The sequence below is a fragment of the Sorangium sp. So ce176 genome, from assembly GCF_051519835.1.
Taxonomy (GTDB): domain Bacteria; phylum Myxococcota_A; class Polyangia; order Polyangiales; family Polyangiaceae; genus Sorangium; species Sorangium cellulosum_G.
The window spans coordinates 11,837,572-11,862,736 of record NZ_CP150371.1 but is presented as its reverse complement, the minus strand read 5'-3'; the positions used below and the strand labels follow the sequence as shown (position 1 = coordinate 11,862,736).

Genomic DNA, 25,165 nt, shown 5'->3' with positions numbered 1-25,165 from the left:
CGGGAGCGGTAGGACATTGCCCAGCCGAGGAACACACCGCGAGCTACCCCTCCCTCCGTCCTGGCGAAGAGACCGCCGTGGGTTGCATCGGGGGAGCCCGGGAAGGTGCACGCGCGCGCGGAGTACCGAGACGGAAGACGGGAGACGGAAGGCGGCTAGTCCGACGGCAGGCCCGAACACGGGATCGCCCGGGTGGCCTGCGGCTATCTCCTCGCCCTGCGGGCGAGCCCGCGCGGGTCGCGGCCGAGCGGCTCCCCCAACTCGAACGCCGGATCACCGGTCCTCTCCGACGGCTCCTCTGGATCGCCCGCGTCGAGGGGGCCGTGCGCTCGCTCGGCCTCAGCGATCGACGGGTAGCGCTCCACGTCGCCGTCCACCCGGAAGCCGCCCGCGCGCGCCGGGCGCACCACGCGGCCGAGGACGAGCCCCTCGTCCCAGGTGCCCCCGTGCTCGACGGCGATCGCCGCGCCCACGACCACCTCGGAGAGCCGCGAGAACGCACCGTCGGGCCGGCTCGGCGTGGGCCGCCAGCGAAGGATCGTGTCCTCGTGCAGCACCACGACCGCGTGATCGCCGTGCAGCTCGGAGACCCCGCGGGCGAAGCGGACGCGGCACCCCGGCGCTCCGGATGCCGCTCCGCGCTCGCCGCCGCCGGCGCCCTCCTCCGCCGCCCCGATCGCGGCGTCCTCGGCCAGCGCGATCGCCGGGCCCTCGACCAGCTCGATCGCGGCGCTCTCCTCGGCCACCCCGATCGCGGCGCCCTCCTCGGCCAGCTCGATCGCGGCGCCCTCCGCCACCCCCTCGATCGCGGTGAGCTGCTCCGGACGCGGATCCTCGAGCGGCGCCATGCGAAGTCCTCCCCGGCAGGTCTCGGCCGAGGGCGCAGCGCCGTCAAGCCCGCGGCCTCGTGCCCCCCGCTTGACGCACGGCCGCCTGCGCTGATGCCATCCGCCGATGGCTTCGTTCGACCCGTTCCCCGTCCTCACGACGCCTCGCCTCCGGCTCCGCGCGCTCGAGCCCGCCGACGTCGAGCGCCTCTTCCGTATCCGGTCGGATCCGGAGGTGACGCGCTACACCGGCCGGGCGCCCGACAGCTCGATTGCCGACTCGGAGCAGAACCTCGCGGTCGTCAGCGCCGGCATCCGCGAGAACACCTCGATCTACTGGGGCATCACCCTCAAGGAGGGCGGAGAGCTCATCGGCAACGGCGGCTTCTGGCGCTGGAACAAGCCCCATCGCTGGGCAGAGATCGGCTACGGGCTCCTGCCCGCGTTCTGGGGCCGAGGCATCATGACCGAGGCGCTGCGCGCCATGCTCGCCTTCGGCTTCGAATCGATGGATCTCCACCGCGTCGAGGCCCAGCTCGACCCCGAGAACCGCGCCAGCGCCCGCGTGCTCGAGCGGCTCGGCTTCACGCGCGAGGGGCAGCAGCGGCAGAACTGGTACTACGACGGGCGGTTCACCGACACAGCGGTCTACGGGCTCCTGCGCGGAGAGCTCCAGGCCGCCGCGACGTGACCCGCGCGCTCGCGCCTACTTCGGCGCCGGCGCTCCGCCGCTGCGCGACGGCGCGGGCGTCCCGGGCCCGGGCTCGCCTGTCCCCTCCAGGTTGAGCTGGATGCGCGCGGGGGACTCCGACGTGATCTCGACCTTCTGCGCGACGCCGTCGCTCGATCGCGCCTCCACCGAGAGCGACACCCCCGGCTTCGGCCGGGCGATGACCTGGCTGCCCACGCCGAGCACCACGTCGTTCAGCCGCACCACCGCGGCGCTCGGCTGGACCTGCACCGCGATCGGATCCAGGAGCGGCCGGTGCTCCCGCGGCCGGCTCAGCGCGACGAACATGAGCGACGCGACCGCCACCCCCGTCGACACCGACGCCACGAGCCACGGCAGCGCCACCGGGCGCAGCGCGTCGCTGCCGGCGCGCATCAGCCCGCCGATCCCCCGCCGCGGATCCGTCCGCGCGCCCCGCGACCGGCCCTCGGAGGCCGGCCCCGCGCTCAGCGTCGCGCCGGGCTTCGGCCGCCACCCCTGGCGCTGCTGCGGCGCTGTCGCGCCCGCGATCTTCTGCCGCTCCTCGTCCATCGCGTCGCCGCAGCGCGCGATCAGGAGCTCGGCCACCTGCGCGGTCGTCATCACGCCCGACCGGCGCATGAGGAAGTCCTCCAGCGCGCTCGCCATCTCGCCCGCCGTCTGGAAGCGCTGCCGCGGATCGCGCGCGAGCGCCTTCAGGATGATCTCCTCCAGCTCGCGCGGGCAATGCGGCGCGATGAGCGTGGGGCGCGGCGGCTCCGGCACCCCTGTCTGCGGCAGCACCAGGTCGTGCAGCACCTGGAACGGGAGCGCGCCCGTGACCGCCTCGAAGAGCACGACGCCGAGCGAGAAGATGTCCGAGCGGCGATCGACCGGGTACCCCTGCGCCTGCTCGGGCGACATGTACTCGCCCTTGCCCTTGATCTCGCCGGTCTGCGTCGTGTCGCCCAGCCGCTCGAACGCCTTCACGATCCCGAAATCGGCCACCTTCACCGTGCCGTCGCGGTCGATCAAGATGTTCTGCGGGCAGACGTCCCGGTGCACGATGCCGAGCGGCTCCCCGCGCTCGTCGTGGAGCTCGTGCGCCGCGTGCAGCCCGTGCGCAGCGTCGGCCACGACGCGCGCGGCGATCGCCGGGGAGATCGGCATCGGGCGCAGCCCCGGCCGGAGCAGCCGCTGCATCGTCTGCCCGTCGATCCACTCCATCACGAGGAAGAGCACGCCGTCGGTGTCGCCGAGGTCGAGGATCTCGACGACGTTGCGGTGGTGGATCTTCGAGGCGAGGTTCGCCTCGTCGAGGAACATGCGCTGAAACTGCGGGTCGTTCGCGAGCGCCGGGATCAGCGTCTTCAGCGCGACGACCTTGTGGAAGCCGCGGGAGCCCTCCATGCGCGCGGCCCACACCTGGGCCATCCCGCCCTCGCCGATGAGGCGCAAAAGCTCATATCGCCCGAGACGCTGCCCCGGAGCGGGGTCCTCGGAGATCCGCATGGCTCACCAGATGCTGGTGCTCGGGGAGCCGCGCCCGCGGTCTCCAGGAGCAGCCCGGGCCGCAGATCGCGGCCCCCTCTCTCCAGGCGTTCACCATAGCCAAGCGCGACCGCGCCGCAAAGCATCGTGTGGACCCAGGGACGCACGCGCGCCGCCGACCGCCGGCGCCCCCAACGCACGGCGCCGCGGCGCCATGACGCGCAACCCCGGACCGCGCCCCGGCGCCCTGCGCCCTGCGCCCCGCGCCCTGATCCGCGTCGCCCCCCCGCCGTGCCCCTGCTATGGCCCGAGCACGATGACGAACGCGACCAGCGCCCCTCCGCCCGCCCGCGGGGGCCGAGCCCCGGCCTCCCGAGCCCTGTTCGACCGCGCCGCCGCCGTCCTGCCCGGCGGCGTGAACAGCCCGGTGCGGGCCTTCCGCGCCGTCGGCGGCGACCCCCTCTTCATCGCCAGCGCGCAGGGAGCGCGGCTGTTCGACGCCGACGGCGCCGAGTACATCGATTACGTCGGCTCCTGGGGGCCGGCCATCCTCGGCCACGCGAACCCCGCCGTGGTCGAGGCCGTCCGCGACGCCGCCCTCCGCGGCCTCTCGTTCGGCGCGCCGACCGAGCTCGAGGTGCGCTTCGCCGAGACGATCCGCGAGCTCTACCCGAGCATCGACATGCTGCGCTGCGTCTCGAGCGGCACCGAGGCGACCATGAGCGCCATCCGCGTGGCGCGCGGCTTCACCCGCCGCGACGCGATCATCAAGTTCGAGGGCTGCTACCACGGCCACGCCGATCACCTGCTGGTCAAGGCCGGCAGCGGGCTCGCCACCTTCGGCGCGCCCGACTCCGCCGGCGTCCCCGAGAGCGTCGCCCGCGCCACGCTGTCGCTGCCCTACAACGACCCCGCCGCCCTCGAGGCCACCTTCGCCGCCCGCGGCGGCGACATCGCCGCCGTCATCCTCGAGCCCGTCGTCGGCAACATGGGCTGCGTCCCGCCGGAGCCCGGCTTCCTCGCCCTCGTCATCGACCTCTGCCGCAAGCACGGCGCGCTCTCGATCTTCGACGAGGTGATGACCGGCTGCCGGCTCGCCCGCGGCGGCGCGCAGGAGCGCTTCGGCCTCCGGCCCGACCTGACCACGCTCGGCAAGATCGTCGGAGGCGGCATGCCGCTCGCGGCCTACGGCGGCCGCGCCGACGTGATGCGCGTCGTCTCGCCGCTCGGCCCCGTGTACCAGGCCGGCACGCTCAGCGGCAACCCGATCGCCGTCTCGGCGGGGCTCGCGACCCTCGAGCGCCTCACGCCCGACCTCTACGAGCGGCTCGAGAAGCTCGGCGCCGCGCTCGAGGACGGCCTCCGGGCCGCCGCCAAGGACGCCGGCGTGGACGCGTGCGTCCAGCGGGTCGGCTCCATGATCACGCTCTTCTTCACGAAGGGCCCGGTCCGCTCCTGGGCCGACGCCTCCACCTCGGACACGAAGCGCTTCAGCGCCTTCCACGCCGGGATGCTCGCGCGCGGCGTCTACTGGCCCCCGTCGCAGTACGAGGCGGCGTTCCTGAGCGGCGCGCACACGGAAGAGGACATCGCGCGGACGGTCGCCGCCTGCCGCGAGGCGCTCGCGGCCTGAGGGCCGCGGCGGTCCGCGCGCCGGGAGCCGCGGAGCGAGGCCAGAACGGCGAAGGGCCGACCGCCGCGGCGATCGGCCCTTCGTGCGCTCCGGGAAGCCCGTCCGCGCGGGCGGGCTCCCCCGGCGCGCGTCAGTCCGCGCCGCGGACCCAGCCGTTCCGGTAGTAGTTGCCGCGGGCGGTCGGCCAGAGCAGGCAGTTGTCCGACGACTGCGGCACCGTGTACACATACGTGCACGGCTCCGGATACTGCCCGTCGATCCAGCCGATCTCGCGGAGCGACACGACGATCTCGATCGTCCCGTCGCCGTTCACGTCGGCGAGCGTCGGCACGGGCATGGCGCCGAGCCGCGGCAGCGCGATCTTGTGGAGGATCTTGCCGCCCGCGTCGAGGACGAAGAGGTGGCTCCGGTTCTCCTCGGTCGAGTACGTGTTGAACACGACCTCGGGGATGCCGTCGCCCGACAGGTCCCCGACAACGACGCCGCCCGTGAGCACCTGCGTGCTGTCCGTGTACTGGACGTCCCAGAACTCCGTCTTGTCGGCGTAGACAGCGTGGATCCGCCCGTCGAGGCCCGCGAAGATCATCTCGGGGCCGGGGCGCGTCGCGTCGAGATCGGCGACGGTCACCTGCTGCGTCGCGGCCACGATGTTGCCGCCGAGATCCTCGCCGCCGGACAGGTAGTCCGGCGCGTAGAACGGGCTCTCCCAGCCGTCGATGCGGCTCGCGTCGTTGCGGACCACCCAGAGGCCGACGCCCTGGGACTGGTCCGACATGTCGACGTCCTCGGCCGCGGCGAGCATGATGACCTCCGGCTTGCCGTCGCCGTCGACGTCCGCGATCGCAGGGGCCGAGTTCTTGAAATAGGCCTGCAGCTCGTCGCCGTCGCCGAAGCCCTGCTGCGCGAGCTCGAGATCGTGCATGTACCGCACGCCCGGCGTCTTCGGGCGGTTCCGGAACATGGGATTCGCGTCGAAGGCCTCTCCCGTGCCGCGATAGAAGCCGGCATAGGAGTTATCCATCGGCGAGACGATGTCCTGAGAGCCGTCTCCGTCGAGATCGCCGATGGCCAGGTTCTGGTCGTAGGCGCCCACGATCCAGCACTCGGCGTCGTCGCTGCGGCGCGCGTCGCACCCGATGGTGCCGCTCTCGATCGGCGGGAAGCCCGCGACAGGCGCCCCGCTCGCGTGGAAGGCCATCAGGATGTCGGGGGACCTGTCGGTGCTCGCGGCCACGACGTCGAGCTGGCCGTCGCCGTCGACGTCGCCCGCGGCGAGGGCGCGGATCTCGTCGTTCCAGGTGACGGGCCAGCCGCTCACCACCTGGCCGCTCGCGTCGAGCATGTAGATCGTTGTGCGCGCGGCGACCACGATCTCGAGCTGCTCGTCGCCGCGGAAATCCCCGACGATCGGGCTCGCCCAGATGCGGCCGTGCTGCCGCGACTCGTCGAACCGCCACCGCTGCTCGCCGTCGGGGCCCCAGGCGACGACGTTGCCGTTGTGCGTGACGAGGATCTCGTTCACGCCGTCGCCGTCCAGGTCGGCGACCGCCGGCGAGCCGAGCCAGGCGCTCTCGTCGTCGTCGGAGAGCTGGAGCAGGAGCTGGGGCTCCGCGACGCTGGTGGAGCCGCCGCTCGCCGCGGGAGCGCACGAGGCGGCGACGGGCAGCGGCTTGGAGCCCCCGGGGACGGGGCGCGGGCCGCCGCTGGAGGAGCTGCTGCCACCGCCGCGCGGCGGAGAGCCGTCAAGGCCGCCGAGCTGCCCCTCGCAGGCAGCAAGGGCGAGCGCACTGACAACGAGAGCAGTTCTGCCGGGAATTACTGAACCTCGGTTGCAGACAAAGAACTTCAGCATGGCGGGAGCTTAACAGCGGCTCCGCGCTCCTCGAGCGGCGGAAGTAGAAAATCACGCCGTCGAGCACACACTGGACGGTGCGTCACGCTCCTCCTTCAGGAGACGAGGTGGGCGCGTGTCCCCGACACGCCGCAACGGCCGCGCGGGACGCATGCCGGGGGCGCATGGCGGGGGTATGGGTGCGGGTAGGTGCTGTGCTAGGCTCCGCCGCCATGAACGTATCGCGACGGCTCTGGATCGCCGCCGCCGCCGGAGCCCTTCTGCTAGGCCCGATGGCGCTCGGCTGCAGCTCGAACCCCGCTCCCAAGACGGCCAAGGTGCAAGCCGGGGACATGCCCGAAGGCGCCGACTGGACGGGGGTCTATTACAGCGAGCTCTACGGTTACCTGCACCTCGTGCAGGACAACGACGCCATCTCGGGCAAGTGGATCCGGCCCGTCAAGGATCGCTGGGGCGAGCTGCACGGCTCGGTGACGGGCGACCTCATCAAGTTCTCCTGGACCGAGCATGTCATCGGCGCGATCGGGCCGAACTCGACCAAGGAGGGCCGGGGGTACTTCAAGTACAAGCGGCCGGAGGGCGAGAACGTCGACGACAAGGTGGTGGGCGAGATCGGCCGCAACAAGGACGAGGTCGGCGAGCCCTGGGAGGCGGTCAAGCAGCGCAACATGATGCCGGATCTCCAGTCGATCGGCGGCACCGGCAGCTCCGACATCGGCGGCGGCGACTGGGACAGCGAGAACCAGGAGTCCGGCGCGCCCGAGGCGCCTGCCTCACCCTCCGACGAAGGCTCCGCCGAGCCCCCCAGCCTCTGACCGACGAAGCGCCGGCCGGCCTCCACGGCCCGGGCCGACGAAGCACCTGCGGGGCCACCGTGGCCCCTGACGACGAAGCACCTGCCGGGCTCCCCGGCCTCTGACATAACAGCACCCGATGACGCAACCGCAGCCGCGAGGCATTCAGTTCCGCGAACCCCCCATCTTCGAGCGCGGCACGCCGGGCAGGACCGGCGCGTCGCTGCCCCCGCTCGACGTGCCCGACGTCGACCCCGGCGCCCACTACGGCGCGCTCGCGCGCAAGGAGCCGGCCGGCCTGCCCGAGGTGAGCGAGCCGGAGGCCTTCCGGCATTTCGTCCGGCTCTCGCAGTGGAACTTCTGCATCGACGGGCAGATGTACCCGCTCGGGTCGTGCACGATGAAGTACAACCCGAAGATCAACGAGTGGGCCGCGCGCATCCCGGGCTTCGCGAAGCTGCACCCGATGACGCCCGATGAGCTCAGCCAGGGCTCGCTCGAGGTGATGTGGCGCCTCCAGGAGGCGCTCTGCGAGGTCAGCGGGATGGACGGCTGCTCGCTGCAGCCGTCGGCGGGCGCGCAGGGCGAGCTCGCGGGGCTGATGATGATGCGCGCGTTCCACGAGTCGAAGGGGCGCTCGCCGAGGAAGGTCTTCATCCCGGAGAGCGCCCACGGGACGAACCCGGCGAGCTGCGCGCTCAACGGGCTCGTGGCCGTCCGGATCGAGAAGAACGCCGACGGGATCACCCACCCCGAGCAGGTCCTCGCCGCGATCGAGCGCGAGGGCTCGGACGGCGACGTCTGCGGCCTGATGATCACGAACCCGAACACCCTCGGGGCGTACGAGACGCACCTGCCGGCGATCATCAAGCTCATCCACGACAAGGGCGGGCTCGTCTACGGCGACGGCGCGAACACGAACGCCATCATGGGCCACGCGCGGCCGGGCGACGTGGGCATGGACGTCATCCACATCAACCTGCACAAGACGTTCACGACCCCGCACGGCGGCGGGGGCCCCGGCTCCGGGCCTGTCTGCTTCAAGAAGCACCTGGAGCCGTTCCAGCCCTCGCCCGTGATCGTGCGGCGCGGCGACGCGCTCGCGTGGGACCACAACCGGCCCCAGAGCATCGGGCGGCTGCGGGCCTTCACCGGCAACTTCGGGATGTTCATCCGGGCGTACGCGTACATCCGGGAGATGGGCGGCGAGGGGCTCACGACGGCGAGCAGCCTCGCGGTGCTGAACGCGCGCTACCTCTGGGCCAAGCTGAAGGACCACTACCTCGCGCCGGTGCCGCAGCCGTGCATGCACGAGGTCGTGCTCTCCGACAGCCAGATCGAGAAGGAGACCGGGGTCAAGACGCTCGACATCGCCAAGCGGCTGCTCGACTACGGCTTCCACGCGCCCACGGTCTACTTCCCCCTGGTCGTGCCGGGCGCCCTGATGATCGAGCCGACCGAGACGGAGACCCGCGAGACCCTCGACGAGTTCGTGGCCGCGATGCTGAGCATCCTCAAGGAGGCGCAGGAGACGCCGGAGGTCGTGAAGCAGGCGCCTCACGGCACGGTGATCGGGCGCCTCGACGAGGCCCGGGCGGCGCGGCAGCCGCGCCTGCGATGGTCGAAGACCTGATCGCCGCGGGGGGAGGACGGCCCGCGGGCGGCCTCCTCCCGCAGGCGGCGTCCGTCGTCCGCGCGCGCCAAATTCGCGAATCCACGCCGGACGCGTCTACAATGAGCGACGAGGCACCGCGGTGAGGTGCCTCACGGGACGAGCGACGCGTGGCCGATACCGTTGAGAACGAAGGCGACATCGAGACGATCAGCCAGACCACCCCGGTCTCGGTCGGAGACACAGTGCGCCTCGTGTTCCGTGCGTACGACGAGGCGACGCCGCCGTTCAACATCAAGATCCGCTCCCCCTCGGGCAAGATCATCATCGAACGGGTGCTGCGCGACCTGCCCACCGGCAGGCCGCAGAGCGCCTCGCCTGTCGAGTTCAGCGCGTCGGCGCCCGGCGAGTACAAGATCGAGATCAAGCAGCTCTACGGCAAGCAGAGGGGCACCGCCGTCCTGCGCGTGAAGCCCTGAGGGGCGGCGCGGCGACGCTAGGCTGAGAAGCCGGGCAGGAGCATCCTCGTCATGCGGTCCGGGCTCACGATGCCCTGGTCGTGCATCCAGGCGTTCGCCGCGGCGACGGCGGCGCGGCCGTCGTCGCCCTGGAGCAGCTCGCCGTGGCGGCGGCGGGCGGCGGCGGCGTGGAGCGCCATGCCGGCGGACTCGAAGCCGCGCACGGCGTCGGCGAGCGACTGGAGCGCCGCCTCGGCCTCGCCGCGCGCGGCGGAGACGGCGGCGCGCACGGACGCGGCGAGCGGGTCGGCCCAGGGCATGTGCTCGGCGTCGAGCTTGCGGGCAGCGCGGATCGCCTCGTCGTGGAACGACTCGGCGTCGGACGGCGCGGCGACGGCGGCGGCGACGGCGGCGCAGGCCCGGAGGTGCGTGATGATGATGCGCACGGCCTGGATGCGCAGCGCGAGCGAGCTCTCGATGCCCGAGCGCTGCTCGGCGAAGAGGCGGTGCGTCGCCTCGCCCTCGCCCCGGTACAGGCCGATGTGCGCGCGGGCGACGAGGTCGAAGTAGCTCTGGAGCTGGAAGCCCGCCTTGGACCAGCTCCGGATCGCGTCCTGCGCCTGGCGCTGCGCGGCGTCGGGATCGTCGCCGACAAGCCAGTAGGCGTTGCTCTGCGAGGAGCGCAGGCTCGTGGCCAGATAACGGTCGCCGCGCTCGTCGGCCGCCTGCAGGTACATGGGGACACGGCGCATGAACTCGCGCGTCTCGCCGCCGTACCAGAGCGCCCAGACCGAGAACGTGTGCGCCCAGCTCCGCTCCCACGTCACGCCGGTACAGCGTTCACGGAAAATGACATCTGCACGGTCGAGATCGGCCGCGCCCTGCTGCCAGCGGCCGAAGAGCGTGGCCGTGACGCCGCCGACGAAGCCGACGAGGCCGAGCGCGTGCGGCCGGCCGATGCGCGCGGCGATCGCGCTCGCCGTCGAGAGCAGGTCGGCGACGCGGGAGGCGGAAGGGCCGCCGTCGATCGCGAGGTAGGTCGCCTCGAAGGCGAGGGCGCGGGTCACGCGGTACGGCTCGCCTGCCTTGAGGGAGAGCAGCAGGTTGCGCGCCTGGAAGTCGGCGCCGCGCGTGGGGTCGACGATCGCGAGGCCCATCGCCGCCGACCAGCAGACGTCGATGCGCATGAGATCCTCGGGCGAGACCTCGTCGGCGGGGCGCTCGACGAAGTTCAGCCCGCGCAGGCGCACCTGCGCCCGCCGCAGCATCAGCGACGCGACAGCGAGCTCGGGCGTCTTCGGCACCTGCATGCCGACCGCGCCGAGCACCGAGCGCAGGCCCGCCATGCCGGCGTCGACGTAGCCGGCGCGGAGCAGGTTCTCCGCGGCGCGGCGCCCGAGATCGATCGCCTCCGCCTCCGGGGCGCCGTCGCTCGCGGCCATGTAGGCCTCGGCGGCCTTGGCGCCGCGGCCGGCGCTGCTCAGCGCGTCGCCGAGCTTGGCGAGCACGACCCGCCGCTCCGCCCCGCCGGGGAGGTGGAGATCGATCGCCATGCGGTAGAGGCGCGCCGCGTGGTCGAACGCGAACGCGGCCTCGGCCTGCTCGCCGGCGCGCACCGCGTAGCCGGCGGCGCGCTCGGCGTCGCCGGCCGCGCGCCAGTGCTCGGCCAGCGCCTCGAGCTCCGCGCGCCCGGAGGCCTCGAGCGCCAGGGCGAGCCGGCCGTGCCAGCTCCGCGACGTCGGCTCGTCGAGCCGGGTCGTCACCGTCTCGCGGATGCGGTTGTGGAACGGCTCCACGAACTCGTCCTGGCCCGAGCCGCCGGTCCGCACGAGGTTCGCCGCGCGCAGGGCCGAGAGCACCCGCGTGAGCTCCGAGAAGTCCGCGGCCATGGCGTGCGCGGCGACCGACGTCAGCACCGGCGAGCCGGCGCACACGACGAGCTCGAGGAGCTGGCGCGCCCGCGGGTCCAGCCGGCTGATGCGCGCCCAGAGGACGTCGTCGAGGCGCACCGGCCCGCTGTCGGTGTCCTGCGCCATGCGGTGGCGCAGGAGGGCGTCGATGAAGAGCGGGTGGCCGCCGGCCTCCTGCGCGATCGCCTCGATGCTGAGCGGGCGGCCGGCCGGCGCGCCCCGGAGCAGCAGCGCGCAGAGCTCCTGCGCCTCGGCGAGCGACAGGCGGTGGAGGATGATGTGCCCGAGCGTCTCGGCCGGCACGCCGATCTGCCGCGACAGCGGCGGCGCCGTCTCCGAGGCGGTCCGCACCGCCGCCACGAGCATCATCGCCCGCGGGCGCGAGGGGTCGAACGGCGCGCCCGTTGCGGGGCCGTCGAGCCCCGGGAACGAGCCCGGCCTGCTCGCGGCGACGAGGTCGGCCTCGGTCCACGGGCGCATCACCTCCGAGAGGAGCGCGATGCTGTCGGCGTCGGCCCACTGGAGATCGTCGATCGCGAGCACGAGCGGCCGCTCGGCGGCGAGCCGGCCGAGCAGCTCCCGGAGCGCGGCGAAGACGAGCGCGCGGATCTCGGGCGGGTCGATCGCCTTGCGCCGCGCGCGCGCCTCGGTGATCGCGGGGACCGTCCGGAGCACCGGGAACACCGTGCCGAGCAGGCCCGCGTTGGGCGGCAAGAGCGCCTTGATCTCCTCGGGAGGGCGGCGCGCGAGGTGCCGGCTCAGCGCGTCGATGAGCTCGTCCACCGCCTTGTAGGGGACCGCCTCGCGCTCGTAGCAGCGCCCCGCGAGGACGAGCGCCTCCTTGTCGATGCGCTCCAGGAATCGGCGGAGGAGCGCGCTCTTGCCGACGCCCGACTCGCCCTCGATGAACCGGGTGACAGCGCGCCCCATCCTGGCCTCCGCGAACGCGCCCTCGAGCGCGGCGAGCTCGCTCTGGCGGCCGACGAAGCCGATGCGCTGCGAGAGGACCGGCGGCTCCTCGATGAGCTCCTGCACGCGCAGCCGCCGCAGCACGTCGCGCGCTGTGGGTCGGGCGGCGGGGTCGATGCGGAGCATGTCGACGCAGAGCTCGTCGATGTCCGGCGGCATGTCCTCGACGAGCCGGCTCGGCGGCGGGGGCTCGGCCCGCCGCATCATGTCGAGCGTCGCCTTGGGCGCCATCTGGAACGGGTAGACCCCGGTCAGCGCGAGGTAGAGCATGACCCCCACGCTGTAGATATCCGCCTCGGGCCCGGCCGCCTTCGCCTCGGCCTGCTCGGGCGCCATGTAGTGGAGGGTCCCCACGACGGCGCGCTCGCGGCCTGTGCCGCTCGCGTCGGCGACGAACCCGAAGTCGAGGACGACCACCCGCCCTTCCGCGGTGACGAGCACGTTCGAAGGCTTGATGTCGCGGTGAACCTTGTAGGCCGCGTGCACCGCCGCGAGCCCCTGGGCGAGCTGCGCCAGCGCCGAGCGGAGGCGGGCCTCGTGGAAGGGGCGCTTGATGCGCGGCTGCTCCTCCGAGGCGAGGGCCTGGGCGGACCACAGGGGGCTCGACGGCAGGGTGGAGCGCCGCCCGCCGCCGGCGGGCTCGCCCTGCGGCCCGGCGTCGCCCTCCTCGTGGAGGCGCACGTGCACGACGAAATCGACACCGCGGATGAGCTCCATGGTGAAGAAGAGCTGCCCCTCTTCCTCGTGGAGCTCGCCGAGGCTGACCAGGTTGGGGTGCTGGATGTCCTGAAGCGTGCGGAACTCGTTCTTGAAGCGGAGGCGCGCCTCGGCGCTCAGATTCCGGAGGATCTTGAGCGCGACGCGCCCCTTCCGCTCGCGATCGAAGGCCTCGTAGACAACCCCCATCCCGCCGACGCCCACGACGCGAACGACCTGGAAGCGACGCGTGCCTCCGAACTCGGGTCTCGCGTTCCTCAGGCCCATGCGTGGGACCAAGAAATCACCGGCGCCGGGCGGTGGCAAGCAGTGCGTGGTGGCGCGTGGAAGCGCGCGGATGCGCGCAGATGCGCGTGGAAGCACGTAGAAGCGCCCAGGGAGCGCGAAGGAGCGCGAAGGAGCGCGCGCAGGGCCGGCAGGGCGCGTCGGAGGCCGCTGGGCTCGGCGCTGGGCGCGTGAGGCAGGGGAGAGCGCGTTGGGCGCGGCGGGCCGTGGGGCGCGCGCGGGCCGCGCGCGGGCGCGCTCGGGGCCTGGACGGGGGCGCGCGTGACGCTGCGAACAGGATCGGCAGAAAGGTGGCACCCCCAGGGGAAGGGCGGTAGCGTACCGGGCCTGCGAGCGAAAAGAGCCCGGCCGGTGCGTGCCGCTCAGCCGGTCAGCCCGGCGCGCACCCAGTTGACAACGGGAGGGCATCATGGTCTGCGTAGTACGCTCCGAGGCTTCGGAAGCGGTTCCGAGAGCGCCACGCGCGAAGGGTTTGCTGGGGTGATCCAGAGGTTGAGAGACTTCTTCTCGTCGTCGGCGCGACGCAGCACAGCGCCCCCGACCGAGAGCGCGGCCGAGCACACCCCGGGATGCAGCCTCGTTGTAGAGAGTGTCAGCAAGAGCTTCGGTAAGACACAGATATTGAACGACGTGTCGTTCAAGGCGGAGGCCGGCGAGTTCGTGACGCTCCTCGGGCCTTCCGGCTGCGGAAAGACGACGCTGCTCCGCATCATCGCGGGGCTCGATCGCTCCGACCGGGGGCGCATCCTCCTCGCCGGCAGGGCGGTTGACCACCTGCCGGCGAACCGCAGGCCGGTGAACACGGTGTTCCAGAACTACGCGCTGTTCCCGCATCTCACCGTGTTGGAGAACGTGGCCTTCGGGCTGAGGTCGCGCAAATTCCCGGACGCCGAGGTGCTCGAGCGCGTGCGTTCGAGCCTCTCGATGCTCAAGCTCGATGATCTCGCGGAGAGGTACCCGCACCAGATCTCGGGCGGTCAGAAGCAGAGAGTCGCGCTCGCGCGGGCGGTCGTCAACGAGCCTGAGGTGCTGCTGCTCGACGAGCCGATGTCCGCCCTCGACGCGAAGCTGCGCGCCGAGGTGCAGCTCGATCTGCGCCGCCTCCAGCGCGCGCTCGGGAAGACGTTCGTGCTCGTCACTCACGATCAGGACGAGGCGATGACCGTCTCGGACCGGATCGTGCTCATGAACAAGGGCCGCATCGAGCAGCAGGGCGCGACGGCCGAGGTGTACGAGCGGCCCCAGAGCCGCTTCGCCGCCGAGTTCTTCGGCGCCGCCAACATCATCTCGGCCCAGCGGGTCGGCGCCACGCTCGTCTTCACCACGGTGGGCGCGCTGAGGGTCCAGACCACGCCTCAGTGGGAGTTCGGCACGCTCGCGATCCACCCCGAGTGGATCGAGCTCTGCGAGACCGAGCCGCCGGAGAACGGCGTGCGCGGCGTCGTGCGGGAGAGCTTCTATCGCGGCGACCACGTCGAGCTCATCATCGAGCCCGGGCCGCTGCGCGTGCAGCTCAGCCCCCGCTCGCGGCTCACGCCCGGCTCGTCGGTCTGGCTCGCCCTGCCCGCGGAGCGGCTCGAGGTGCTCAGTGACTGAGCCCACGGTCTGGTTCGGCCAGCTGACGACGCGGCGCAGGCTCCTCGCGCGGGGGTCCCTCTTCATCGCGGCCGGCGTCTCCTGGCTCTCGCTGTTCCTCCTCTTGCCGAGCCTCGCGCTCCTCGTCGTGTCGTTCGTGAAGCGCGACGCGGACGGCGCCCTGATCTGGGAGCTGACGATCGAGTCGTTCGCGCGCATCTTCGGCTCCGCGTCGGGCGAGAACGCGCGTATCCTCATCAGGAGCGTCGTCCTCGCGATGGTCGCGACGTCCGCCTCGGTGATGCTCGCGTATCCGATGGGCTTCTTCATCGCCCGCGGCTCGCAGCGCCGGCGGTTCTTCTGGCTCGCGACCATCTTCGTCCCGCTCTGCACGAACCTCGTGATCCGCACGTTCAGCTGGAAGCTCCTCCTGTCGGCGCAGCTCCTGCCCGCCAAGGTGGCCGCCTGGCTCGGCTGGATCGACCCCGGCCGCGACATCTATCCGAGCTGGACCGCTGTCACGCTGGGCCTCGTCGCCGCCTCGCTGCCGTTCGCGGTGATCCCCCTCTACACGAGCATCGACCGCCTGGACTGGTCGCTCGTCGAGGCGGCGCAGGACCTCTACGCCTCGCGGCTCCGCGTGTTCTTCGCGGCGGTCTTGCCCCAGACCCTGCCCGGGCTCAGCGTCGCCGTGATCCTGACGTTCGTCCCCGCGATGAGCGTCTTCGTGGTGAGCGACATGCTCGGCGGCGCGAAGCACTGGCTCATAGGGAACCTGATCCAGCACCAGTTCGGCCCGGGCCGGAACATCCCCTATGGAGCGGCGCTGAGCCTGTTGCTCATCATCCTGACGCTGGGCGGGGTCTCCCTGTACCGCCGGAATGGGCGCTCCGTGGAGCTCCTGTGAGCGGCGGCCGCGGTCCCTGGCGCGCGCTGACGACCCTGGCCGCCTTCTTCGGCTTCGGGCTCCTCTACCTGCCGCTCCTCGCGGTGGCCATCTACTCGTTCAACGCCGCGGAGCGGGGCCTGGTCTGGACGGGCTTCTCGGTGCGCTGGTACCTCGAGCTCTTCGCCGATCCCGAGACCAGCCGGCGCGCCAGGGAGATCCGCGAGGTGGCCGTGAACACGCTGCTGCTCGGCGGCGCCTCCACGCTCATCTCGACGATCCTCGGGACGCTGCTCGCGCTCGGGATGCGCTTTCCGTGGCCGGGCTCCGTGAATCGCATGCTCGAGTCGATCGTGGACATCCCGGCGGTCGCGCCGGACATCACGTTCGCCGCGGTGCTGGTGATGGCGTTCAACCTGCTCCGCCGGGTGGTGGACTGGTTCGACCTCGGCATGACGACGATGATCATCGGCCACGTGACGTTCGAGATCGCGTTCGTCACGCTCATCGTCCGCAGCCGCCTCATCTCCATCGGACCGACGCTGAGCGAGGCCGCGATGGACCTCTACGCGTCGCCCTGGACCCATTTCCGGCGGGTCACGCTCCCGCTTTTGTGGCCGGCCATCGTGGGGGGCGCCATGCTGGCATTCACGATGTCGCTCAACGACTTCGTGATCAGCTTCTTCACGTCCGGCCCGCGCTCGGTGACGCTCCCGCTCTTCGTCTACCACTCTCAGGTGCGAGGCATGCGGACCGACCTGTTCGCGATCTCAACGATCCTCGTGTTCGGCGTCATCGTGTTCATCATGATGCTCGAGCGGCTGACCCGCTGGAGACACGATTGAGCCGGCGCGGCGCGGCCGGGCGCGGGGGTGCGGCGCGCGCCCGATGAGGGGCGCGCCGCGGCGACGCGGCGACCGAGAACGCGCGGCGCGAAGGCCCGCGCGAGAGAGCCAGGCGCCGGCGCGATCGCGCGGCGCCGCGTCGCGGCCGCGGCGGCGACGTCATCCAGCCCTCGGCGACCGCGGCGGGAGCGGGCCTCCGGCGCGGCGCGAGCGGGCAAGCCCGAGCTCGCGCGCCTGGCTCCCTGCGCGCGCAGACGCGAACGGTTCCGGGGAGATCCACGCGCGCGGCGCCCTCGGCGCCGCTCACTCTGTATGCGCTCCGCGCAGGGCGCCTACACAGCGAGGTCCACGTGGACCTCGGGGCATCGGGGGCTTGTGCGAACAGGTTGGATCGGCTCACGGCTTACGGTAAGCTGACCTGGCAATGCGGCTGTTCGTCCCAAGCTCGCCGTGTCTCGGCGTGACTGCTGGACCCGGCGGCGGCGCATTCCGCTCCACTTCGACCGTTGGGAATCGAGATCGAAAGATGAGCTTTCGTCGCTCCGCACTCCTACTCATACTCGTTTCACTCCTCACATTCTCCGGTCGGCCTGCCTGGGCGGACGATCTGGCCGATGAGGCCGATCTACACTTCAGGATCGCCACCGACCGGTACTCACAGCGCGATTACCGGGGCGCCCTGGAGCACTTCCTGGTGTCGAACCGGCTCGTGCCGAACCGCAACGTCATCTTCAACATCGCTCGAACGTACGAGGCGCTCGGGGAGTACCCGGACGCGTTCCGCTACTACGTTCAGGCGCTCGAGCAGGAGCCCAACGCGGCGCGCAGGCCCGCCATCGAGGAGGCGCTCGCGCGCATCCGTCCCAACGTCGCCGTCATCCACGTGCAGACGGACCCGCCTGGAGCGACGGTGTACATCAACCGCCGCGATCTCGGCGGTCGCGGCAACACGCCCCGCCTCCTCGGCTTCCAGCCCGGCAAGCACAAGATCATCGTCGACCTCGAGGGCTACGAGCCCGCGGAGGTCGAGAACGTCGAGGCGAAGACCGGCGAGCAGACGACCGTCGCGATAAAGCTCAAGCGCATCGTCGGCACGGTGCGTGTCGTCGGTGAGACGGCGGGCACGCAGGTCAGGGTCAACGACGCGAGCGGGCCGGTGGCGTGCACCGCGCCGTGCGATCTCACGCTGCCTCCCGGCCGTCACCGCCTCTATCTGTCGCAGGAGGGTTATCAGCCGTCGGAGCAGGACGTGAACGTCGCGGCCGGCACGGCGGTGCCCGCGCGGTACCGGCTGAACCCGCTCACCGGCAGCCTCGTTGTCAACGCGGACGAGCGCGACGCGCTCGTCGAGGTCGACGGCAAGCCGATGGGCTTCACGCCGGCGGTGCTCAACGTGCAGAGCGGCCAGCGCCGGGTGCGCGTCTCGCTGCGCGGCTTCCGCCCGGTGGAGCAGGTCGTCAACGTCGTGGCGAGCCAGCAGACCCGGATCGACCTCTCGTTGCGCCAGCTCGAGGAGGTCGAGGCCGCGTCTCGTTCGACGGAGGCCGTCGAAGACGCCCCCGGCTCGGTCACCATCATCCCCGGGCAGGAGCTCCGCGCGATGGGGTATCCCACGGTCGCGGAGGCCCTGAGGGGCGTGCGCGGCCTCTACACGACGTACGACGGCGTCTACACCTTCGCCGGCGTCCGCGGGATCAACCTGCCTGGCGACTTCGGCAACCGGATGCTCACGCTGCTCAACGGGCATTCGATGAACGACAGCTGGGTCAACCTTTCGTACTTCGATTACCTGGCCCGGACGGACCTGGAGGACGTGGAGCGGATCGAGATCGTGAGGGGTCCCGGCTCGGTGCTCTACGGTACGGGCGCGTTCTCCGGCGTCGTCAACGTCGTGACCAAGGGCCGTCCGACGGCGACCAGCGTGGGCCTCGGCGTGGGCACGGCCGACAACTCGCTCATCCGTGGGCGCGCGTCGTTCCAGCTCCCGCTCGGGCGCGACTCGGGCGTCTGGATGTCGGTCGGCGCCGCGCGCAGCCTGGGGCGGGACTACTACTTCGGCGATTACAGGGATCATCCGACCTCCAGTGATCCCCGGCCTCAGCCTGTGAACGAGGGCGATCCGATTCCGCCGGACGACCCGCTGCGCTACAGGTTCGACGGGCACTCGCGGAATAACGACAAGTTCACCGTGGGTACGCTCCAGGGGCGCCTCTGGCTGAAGTCATTCTCGGCGCAGTGGTACCTGAACTCCCGCTCGAAGACGGTCCCCAACGGCGTCGCGACGACGCAGCTCGGCGTCGACAACACGTTCTACCAGGACACACGCGGGTTCCTCGAGCTCTCGCTCGCGCCGCGCTTCGGGGACAAGCTCGCGACGCTGACCCGCGCGAGCATCAACATGTACCAGTTCGAGGACAGGCTCTGGTACTACCCTCCTTCCATCGATGCTACCTTCAATCAGATCTATGACAAGGAGACGTTCGACGACATCTGGTTGCTCGCCGAGCAGCGGGTCGAGTTCAGCCCGATCCCGCAGCTCAAGATCACGGCGGGCGCCGAGGCCCAGATCCACTTCACAGCCGAGCAGACCGGCATAAACACTGCCTGCGCCTCCCAGGATGTTTGCTTCCCCTTCCAGTACTTGCCTCTCCCGGGTGACTCGAGCGATGACGGTATCGACGAACACCCCTACAATATCCTGGCGGCATATGCGCTCGTCGACATCACGCCGTCGGAGCGGCTCCGTATCTCGGCGGGCTCGCGCTTCGATTACTACTCGACGCTGGAGGACCCGACGCCCGTCCCGAGCCCCAGGATCGCGCTCATCGTCAAGCCGTACGAGGGGGGCAATCTGAAGATCACCGGAGGCCGCGCGTTCCGCGCGCCCTCGATTCAGGAGCTGTTCTACGGGTATGCCGTGCCGCTGGCGGATGGCGGGTACGAGGAGTGGTACAAGCCCTCGCCTAAGCTCGAGCCCGAGAGCGTCTGGTCGGGAGAGGTCGAGTTCACGCACCGCCTCTCCTCCACGGTCTCGGCGCTCGGCGCCGCGTACGTGAACCACCTGAGCAACCTGATCTTCCAGCAGGGCTCCCAGACAGTCGGGGATCCGACGCGCTACGAGAACACCGAGGATCCGATCCTGGTGGTCGGCGGCGAGGCGGAGCTTCGCCGCGAGTGGCGCCAGGGGTGGATGGCGTCGGTCTCGTACTCCTACGCGAAGGCGCAGTACCTGGAGGACGCTGGCGTGAACCAGCTGCGCGCGGTCCCGAACTCGCCGGAGCACATGGGGTCGGTCCGCGGCGCGGTGCCGCTCTTCGGGAAGGCGCTCGGTCTGGCGTCGCGCTTGACGGTCGAGGCACCGCGTTACGACCGCAATGTCCGGGCGACCAGCGAGATCAAGCAGACCAAGACCGAGCCGTCCGTGATCTGGGACATCGTCCTCTCCGGGCAGGTGGATGTCGGCGGGCTCCGCTACAACGTCGGCGTCTACAACGTCGGCGACTGGCGCTGGACGGCCCCGACGGCCGCGCAGTACACAATCGCCAAGTTCCCGCAGAACGGCCGTACGTTCCTCGCCTCGCTCAACATGAACCTCTGAGCAACGCGGGCGCTGGTCTCGCCAGCCGGCCCGACGCACGACAGCGCCCCTCCCTTCCAGCGGAGGGGCGTTGCCTTTTTGTCTCCCCCATCGTTGCCACACCGCTGTCCCCCGGCCCCGAGCGGCGCGTCCGGGAGGTTGGCTTGCGCTCGACACGACGCCGGCTGCCGACAGGCCTCGTGCAGCGGCGCCTGCCGACCAGATGCCGCCTGGGCGACCAGCAGATGCCGCCGGCGCGACCGGCAGGTGCCGCTGGCGCGACCAGCAGATGCCGCCGGCGCGACCAGCCGATGCCGCCTGGGCGACCAGGACCCTTCATCCAACGAGCGTGGGCCCCCGGAGGGGGAGGTCGTCGCGCGGGGTGGGGGATGGGCTGTTGTCTGAGCCCAAATGACGAAGAGGCTCCGGCGTGCAGAGCACGCTGGAGCCTCTTTGTCCGAGGCGAGTTCAGTCCATCCCCTGCCCCACGCGACGACCTACCCCTTCGGGGGGCGTGCCACAAGCGTGAGCCGGAAGGTCCCCGCTACTTGTTGTAAGGCCGCTGCGCCGGCCGGGGGCTGAACATCGTACACAGGATCGTGTCGTAGAACTTCCCCTGGAAGAAGTAGTTCTCCCGGAGGTACCCTTCTCGTTGGAACCCGACCCGCTCGGCGACCCTGAGCGAGGGCCCGTGCTCGGGGTCGATGCCCGCCTCGATCGTGTGCAGGTCGAGCTGCTCGAACCCGAACCGCACGATCGCGCGCAGCGCCTCGGTCATGTACCCCTTGCCGCTCGCCGTGCGCGCCTGCTCATAGGTGATCTCGGCGCGGTAGTGATACGGCACGAAGCGGAAGAACCCCACGGCGCCGATCAGGTGTTGCTCCGCCCCGCGCACGCAGATGCCCCAGCGGAGCTGCGTGCCCTCCTGGTGCGCGCGCTTGAGCATGCCGATCATTTTTCGCGTGTCGGCGACCGTCTTGTGAACGGGGGCACCCCAGAGCCGCAGCCACTCATCGTCCGAGCAGACGGAGAACAAGGCTTCAGCGTCGGCTTCTATGATCTCACGCAAGATCAGGCGCTCGGTCTCGATACGGGGATGCACGGCAAACGGCAGATCGAGAGGGCTACTCATCAGGGGATTCTCCCAGGTATGACGCCCAGCCTATCATCGTTCCGCGAGGCGGTGCCGCAAACTGGCGTCTGTGCGTCCGAATTGTGCGCGTCACGCGCGACGACGAGCCGCGCGCCAGCCACGCGCTGGGCCCTCCGCATCACACCAGGTGCGGCAGAGCCCGCGCGCCGCTCCTCGCGGCCGGTCAGACAGGCAACTTCACAGAGGTCGTGTGTCAGTACACGTGGGTGCACCTGCCGCCTCGAACCCCTGTCGCGCGTCGCGCTCCCATGGGTCGTCGGCGTCGGCGTCACTGCGACTTCACTTCGGTCCACACCTCGTCAAACACCTTGGCTGCCTCACCCAGGTCGCGGTGGTGCTCCAGGCGATCCGACACCTCTTTCGTCGGATAGATGAGCGTGTTCGTCCGATCTGCGTCCGGCAGCTTCCCCTGCGCCGCGGCGTTGGGCGACGCATACTTCGTGTACATCGAGAGCTGCGCGCCGCCCTCCGGCGTGAGCACGTGATTGATGAACTTGTGGGCCAGCTCGGGGTGAGGCGCCTTCGCCGCGATCGTCATCACGTCGACCCAGATGACCGAGCCTTCCCTGGGGATCACGAAGGCGAGGCGCTCCTTGTCCTGCTCGATCGCCTTCTGCGCGTCGCCGTTCCAGACGACCGCCATGTCCACGGAGCCCGCCCTGACGTCCTCCATGGCGCCCACGCCGCCCTTGAAGCCGAGGCACTTCGGGTGCTTCTTCACGTCCTTGAGGACGCGGCCCGCCTCGCGGATCTCGTTCGCGTTCGTGGTGTTGCTCGAGTACCCCTTGTACTTGAGCACCGACCCGAGCATGTCCCGCTGCTCGTCGAGCAGCACGAACGTCCCCGCCAGCTTCTGCGGATCGAGCAGCGACGACCACGAGGCGTCGAGGCTGGGCAGCTTCTTCTTGTTGTAGACGATGCCGACGGTGCCCCACTGATACGGTACGCCGTGCTTGTTCCCGTCGTCGAACCCGGGCCCGGCGAACCGCGGCTCCAGGTTCTTGAGGTTCGGGATCTGGGCGTGCTCCAGCGGCCTGATGAGCCCGCGGCGCACCATCCTGGGCAGGATCTGGCTGGCCATGATCACGACGTCGTACTGGCTGTCGGCGCCCGCGTACGCGAGCTTGCTCTCCATCTCCTCGGTGGAGTCGTACCGGGTCAGCCGCACCTGGGCCTTGGTCTGCGCCTCGAAGTCCTTGATGATCTTCTCATCGATGTAGTCCGGGAAGATCAGCAAGTTCAACTCGCCTACTTCGGCGGGCGCCGCGGCTTTGGCGCCAGAGCCCGACTCCTTACCCGTCGGCGCGGGCTCCTTCTTGGAGCAAGCGATAAGCGAAAGGGCCCCCAGCAGCATCGAAACAAGCACCAGGGGTCTACGTCTGTATTGCATCGGTCAGTCCTTTCTCCGTCTTGTTCAAGGCATCTTGCGGGAACGCGGCGTGCTCGGACGTTCGTCGCTCTAGTTGAACAATGATTTGACAGGACCTGTCGAGTGGACGATTCTGCGCGCAAGCAACGTAACCACGAAGTGATGGAATGCGGCCGCCAGCTCCGGGGCTTCGGCGGTGAGCCGCTGCAGCGCCTCCTCCGAGAGCCGGTAGAGCGTGGCCTGGCGGCTCGCCGTCACGGTCGCCGAACGTTTCTCGCCCATGTACAGCCCGGACTCGCCGACGACGGAGCCCGGTCCCATGGTGCGGAGCCGCTTGATCTTCTTCCCGTCAATTTCCAGCCACGCTGTAAGCTCACCGCTCTCGATAAGGTATAGATCCTTGGAGACGTCCCCTTGCCGAAACAGGTCGAACCCCGCCGGGGCCTCGACCCGCTCCAGGTAGCCAAGGAAGCGGAGCATCTCCGGCCTGCCGTTGAAGACATCCTGGAGGTCGTAGAAGAGCATGGGCGGCGGCAGCATGCTCGGGGGCGCCTCCTGGATGATCTCGTTCTCACACGCCTCGAGGCCGCGGTCCAGATCCGGGTAGATGCGGCACACGTCGTCGTTCTCGATCACGACCTCGCCGCGCTCGAGGTGGTTCCTGATGTCCGCCGGCACCTCGGTGAGGATGAGCCTCACCCCGTGCGCCTTCGCGAGCCGGCGGAGCCGGAGGAAGCTGGCGATGGCCGAGGAGTCGAGCCCGTTGACGTGCCGGAAGTCGAGGAGCAGATACCGGATGTCCGCGTCCGTGCTCTGGATGCGCTGCTGCGCGCTCGTGAGCAGGTTGTACGCCGTCCCGAAGAAGACGTAGCCCTGGAGCTGGAGGATGTAGAGCTGCTTGGCGCGCTCCATCAACGTCATCTCCTCGCCGTCGCTGCGGGCCACGTTGCTGCGGAGGTGCAGGCCGGAGATGGCGTTGCGGATGACCTCGATGCGGCTGTAGCTGAGCGCGAACAGGATGAGCGACACGCCGAGCCCCACCGCGACCCCGGTGAGGAAGTCCGAGACGGCCACGACGAGGAGGATGACCACCACGACGAGGTACTCGGTCCGGCGCAGCCGGAAATAGCCCTCGTACAGCGTGTTGATCAGGAAGTGAAAGCCGAGATAAGCGATGAGCCCCCCGAGCACGGGGCGCGGGTAATAGCTGATCGCGTCGGCGCCGATGACCAGCACGATCGCGCTGACCGACGCCGCGAAGATGCCCGCGAGGCGGGTGTTCGCGCCGGTCTTGAAGTTCATCGACGACTCGGGCATCGACATGTACCCGACGACGCACCCGAAGACGCTCCCGACGATGTTCGCGACGCCCGTCGCGCGCAGCTCCCGATCGAGGTCGATCTCCTGCTCGGTGGCGAGCTCCACGCCTGACGCGCTCAGGAGCACGGTGATGGCCGCCATGACCGTGACGGCCACCATGTTGCCACCGCCTTCCTTGACCAGGACCGACCAGTTCACCTGCTGGAGGTCGGAGGCCTGGATGGGCGGCCAGAGCGCGTCTCGCGGGAACGGCCCGAGGAGCCACCCGTCCGAGAACGCCTGCGCCACGCCGGAGTCGGAGATGTAGAGGATGAGATAGAAGACGCCGGTCGACCCGAGGAGCAGGATCGGCAGGAGCAGGAGGTTCGAGTACCGCCGGAGCAGCGCCACGAGCAGGAGGCCGAACAGGAGGCCGGTGAGACACTGGTCCAGCGAGCTCGAGAACAGGCTCGGCAGCGTCTTCAGCGTGGCGGGCTTGCCCGACATGACGGACAGCGACCCCAGTACGAGCAGCCAGCCGGCGCCGGCGAGGAAGCCGCCGGCCACGGGATAAGGGATGAAGCGGACGAGGACGCCGAGGCGGAGCAGGCCGAGCAGCAAGAAGAAGCCACCGGCGACGACCGAGGTGAGCGCGATCGCGACGATCACCGTCGGGAACGCGTCCGCGTGCGGGTCGATCCTGTGGACGCCCGCGGCGATCGCCGCGGCCATCGAGGCGAAAATGACGGCGGCGTCCTCCTGAGGCGCGGCGATGACGGGCCGGAACGAGCTGAGGAGGGCGACGATCACCCCGATGATGACGGAGCTGATCAGGAAGATGCCGATCCCCTTCGACAGGCGGTCCGCGAAGTCGTGCGTGAACACGAGCGCGGCCAGCGAGATGTCGAAGGTGACGACCAGCGTCCCCGAGACGGCAGCGGCCAGGAGCGCCTGTACCAGCTTGAGCCGCTTGCCCTTCCCGAGCTGCTCTACCTGCACCGGCTCCGCAACGTCCCCTGCTTCCTGCTGTGTCATGCTCTTGAGAGACCTCTCGGACGATGTGGCGAAATCCCGCGCGCTGCTCTCGGCCCGAGGCGCGCTAGCGCCGCGCCCCGGACGCGCCGAGCATAGCGAGTTCGCCGCCGGGCAGGTATGCGGCAGCGACGATCGCGACGACGATGATGCTCAGGGGGCCGGCGGGGGGCGCCACGGCCCCCCGCGCCGG

16 protein-coding genes are annotated in these 25,165 nt (G+C 70.6%); 9 read left to right on the top strand and 7 right to left on the bottom strand.

The features are described from left to right. Nucleotides 1–203 precede the first annotated feature (203 nt). A complete protein-coding gene (locus WMF42_RS44790; protein ID WP_437689411.1) occupies nt 204–848 on the bottom strand; it encodes a hypothetical protein in 645 nt (214 codons plus the stop codon). 106 nt (nt 849–954) lie between these two features. Here WMF42_RS44790 and WMF42_RS44785 point away from each other — a divergent pair, with 106 nt between their 5' ends. Then, entirely contained in the window at nt 955–1,518 is a 564-nt protein-coding gene (locus tag WMF42_RS44785) for a GNAT family N-acetyltransferase (RefSeq protein ID WP_437689409.1), read from the top strand. A gap of 15 nt (nt 1,519–1,533) precedes the next feature. Here WMF42_RS44785 and WMF42_RS44780 read toward each other — a convergent pair whose 3' ends face one another. Then, nucleotides 1,534–2,973 carry a serine/threonine-protein kinase gene (locus tag WMF42_RS44780; RefSeq protein ID WP_434044733.1) on the bottom strand — a complete coding sequence of 480 codons (1,440 nt, stop codon included), beginning with the start codon at nt 2,971–2,973 and terminating at the stop codon, nt 1,534–1,536. Between the two features lie 349 nt (nt 2,974–3,322). Between WMF42_RS44780 and hemL the strand changes: the two genes are divergently transcribed. Then, entirely contained in the window at nt 3,323–4,639 is a 1,317-nt protein-coding gene (gene hemL, locus WMF42_RS44775; protein WP_434044732.1) for a glutamate-1-semialdehyde 2,1-aminomutase, read from the top strand. Between the two features lie 130 nt (nt 4,640–4,769). Here hemL and WMF42_RS44770 read toward each other — a convergent pair whose 3' ends face one another. After that, nucleotides 4,770–6,491, bottom strand: coding sequence for an FG-GAP repeat domain-containing protein (locus WMF42_RS44770; RefSeq protein WP_437689406.1), 1,722 nt, complete (start codon nt 6,489–6,491; stop codon nt 4,770–4,772). A 212-nt stretch (nt 6,492–6,703) separates the two neighbouring features. On the opposite strand from WMF42_RS44770, the gene WMF42_RS44765 reads away from it, so the two are divergent. From WMF42_RS44765 to WMF42_RS44755, 3 genes are all read left to right on the top strand, one after another. Next, on the top strand, nt 6,704–7,306 hold the full coding sequence (locus WMF42_RS44765; protein WP_155798971.1) for a hypothetical protein: 603 nt from the start codon (nt 6,704–6,706) through the stop codon (nt 7,304–7,306). Between the two features lie 118 nt (nt 7,307–7,424). Continuing rightward, nucleotides 7,425–8,918 (top strand): aminomethyl-transferring glycine dehydrogenase subunit GcvPB, encoded by a 1,494-nt coding sequence (gcvPB, locus tag WMF42_RS44760; RefSeq protein ID WP_061612221.1) that lies wholly within the window; start codon nt 7,425–7,427, stop codon nt 8,916–8,918. Between the two features lie 149 nt (nt 8,919–9,067). Continuing rightward, nucleotides 9,068–9,376 carry a hypothetical protein gene (locus WMF42_RS44755; protein WP_061612220.1) on the top strand — a complete coding sequence of 103 codons (309 nt, stop codon included), beginning with the start codon at nt 9,068–9,070 and terminating at the stop codon, nt 9,374–9,376. Nucleotides 9,377–9,393: 17 nt separating this feature from the next. On the opposite strand, the gene WMF42_RS44750 is transcribed toward WMF42_RS44755, so the two are convergent. Then, nucleotides 9,394–13,218, bottom strand: coding sequence for a serine/threonine-protein kinase (locus WMF42_RS44750; protein WP_437689404.1), 3,825 nt, complete (start codon nt 13,216–13,218; stop codon nt 9,394–9,396). Nucleotides 13,219–13,728: 510 nt separating this feature from the next. Here WMF42_RS44750 and WMF42_RS44745 point away from each other — a divergent pair. The 4 genes from WMF42_RS44745 (at nt 13,729) to WMF42_RS44730 (ending at nt 20,140) form a co-directional block, all read left to right on the top strand. After that, nucleotides 13,729–14,832 carry an ABC transporter ATP-binding protein gene (locus WMF42_RS44745; RefSeq protein ID WP_437694446.1) on the top strand — a complete coding sequence of 368 codons (1,104 nt, stop codon included), beginning with the start codon at nt 13,729–13,731 and terminating at the stop codon, nt 14,830–14,832. Continuing rightward, nucleotides 14,825–15,718 (top strand): ABC transporter permease, encoded by an 894-nt coding sequence (locus WMF42_RS44740; RefSeq protein WP_061612217.1) that lies wholly within the window; start codon nt 14,825–14,827, stop codon nt 15,716–15,718. The genes WMF42_RS44745 and WMF42_RS44740 overlap by 8 nt, the downstream gene beginning before the upstream one ends. Then, nucleotides 15,715–16,542 carry an ABC transporter permease gene (locus WMF42_RS44735; RefSeq protein WP_081426981.1) on the top strand — a complete coding sequence of 276 codons (828 nt, stop codon included), beginning with the start codon at nt 15,715–15,717 and terminating at the stop codon, nt 16,540–16,542. Before WMF42_RS44740 ends, WMF42_RS44735 begins: the two co-directional genes overlap by 4 nt. 694 nt (nt 16,543–17,236) lie before the next feature. Beyond that, a complete protein-coding gene (locus WMF42_RS44730; protein ID WP_437689401.1) occupies nt 17,237–20,140 on the top strand; it encodes a TonB-dependent receptor domain-containing protein in 2,904 nt (967 codons plus the stop codon). Between the two features lie 523 nt (nt 20,141–20,663). On the opposite strand, the gene WMF42_RS44725 is transcribed toward WMF42_RS44730, so the two are convergent. From WMF42_RS44725 to WMF42_RS44715, 3 genes are all read right to left on the bottom strand, one after another. Further along, complete coding sequence (locus tag WMF42_RS44725; protein WP_063815758.1) at nt 20,664–21,251, bottom strand: GNAT family N-acetyltransferase; 588 nt, start codon at nt 21,249–21,251, stop codon at nt 20,664–20,666. Nucleotides 21,252–21,540: 289 nt separating this feature from the next. Further along, nucleotides 21,541–22,515, bottom strand: coding sequence for a polyamine ABC transporter substrate-binding protein (locus WMF42_RS44720; RefSeq protein WP_437689399.1), 975 nt, complete (start codon nt 22,513–22,515; stop codon nt 21,541–21,543). Nucleotides 22,516–22,731: 216 nt separating this feature from the next. After that, nucleotides 22,732–24,975 carry an SLC26A/SulP transporter family protein gene (locus WMF42_RS44715; RefSeq protein WP_437689397.1) on the bottom strand — a complete coding sequence of 748 codons (2,244 nt, stop codon included), beginning with the start codon at nt 24,973–24,975 and terminating at the stop codon, nt 22,732–22,734. Nucleotides 24,976–25,165: the final 190 nt, after the last annotated feature.

What these genes read in the sequence shown, in the direction of transcription:
- WMF42_RS44750 (WP_437689404.1), bottom strand. Translation starts at nt 13,218, where the DNA reads ATGGGCCTGAGGAACGCGAGACCCGAGTTCGGAGGCACGCGTCGCTTC.
- hemL (WP_434044732.1), top strand. Translation starts at nt 3,323, where the DNA reads ATGACGAACGCGACCAGCGCCCCTCCGCCCGCCCGCGGGGGCCGAGCC.
- WMF42_RS44785 (WP_437689409.1), top strand. Translation starts at nt 955, where the DNA reads ATGGCTTCGTTCGACCCGTTCCCCGTCCTCACGACGCCTCGCCTCCGG.
- WMF42_RS44765 (WP_155798971.1), top strand. Translation starts at nt 6,704, where the DNA reads ATGAACGTATCGCGACGGCTCTGGATCGCCGCCGCCGCCGGAGCCCTT.
- WMF42_RS44790 (WP_437689411.1), bottom strand. Translation starts at nt 848, where the DNA reads ATGGCGCCGCTCGAGGATCCGCGTCCGGAGCAGCTCACCGCGATCGAG.
- WMF42_RS44715 (WP_437689397.1), bottom strand. Translation starts at nt 24,975, where the DNA reads ATGACACAGCAGGAAGCAGGGGACGTTGCGGAGCCGGTGCAGGTAGAG.
- gcvPB (WP_061612221.1), top strand. Translation starts at nt 7,425, where the DNA reads ATGACGCAACCGCAGCCGCGAGGCATTCAGTTCCGCGAACCCCCCATC.
- WMF42_RS44770 (WP_437689406.1), bottom strand. Translation starts at nt 6,491, where the DNA reads ATGCTGAAGTTCTTTGTCTGCAACCGAGGTTCAGTAATTCCCGGCAGA.
- WMF42_RS44725 (WP_063815758.1), bottom strand. Translation starts at nt 21,251, where the DNA reads ATGAGTAGCCCTCTCGATCTGCCGTTTGCCGTGCATCCCCGTATCGAG.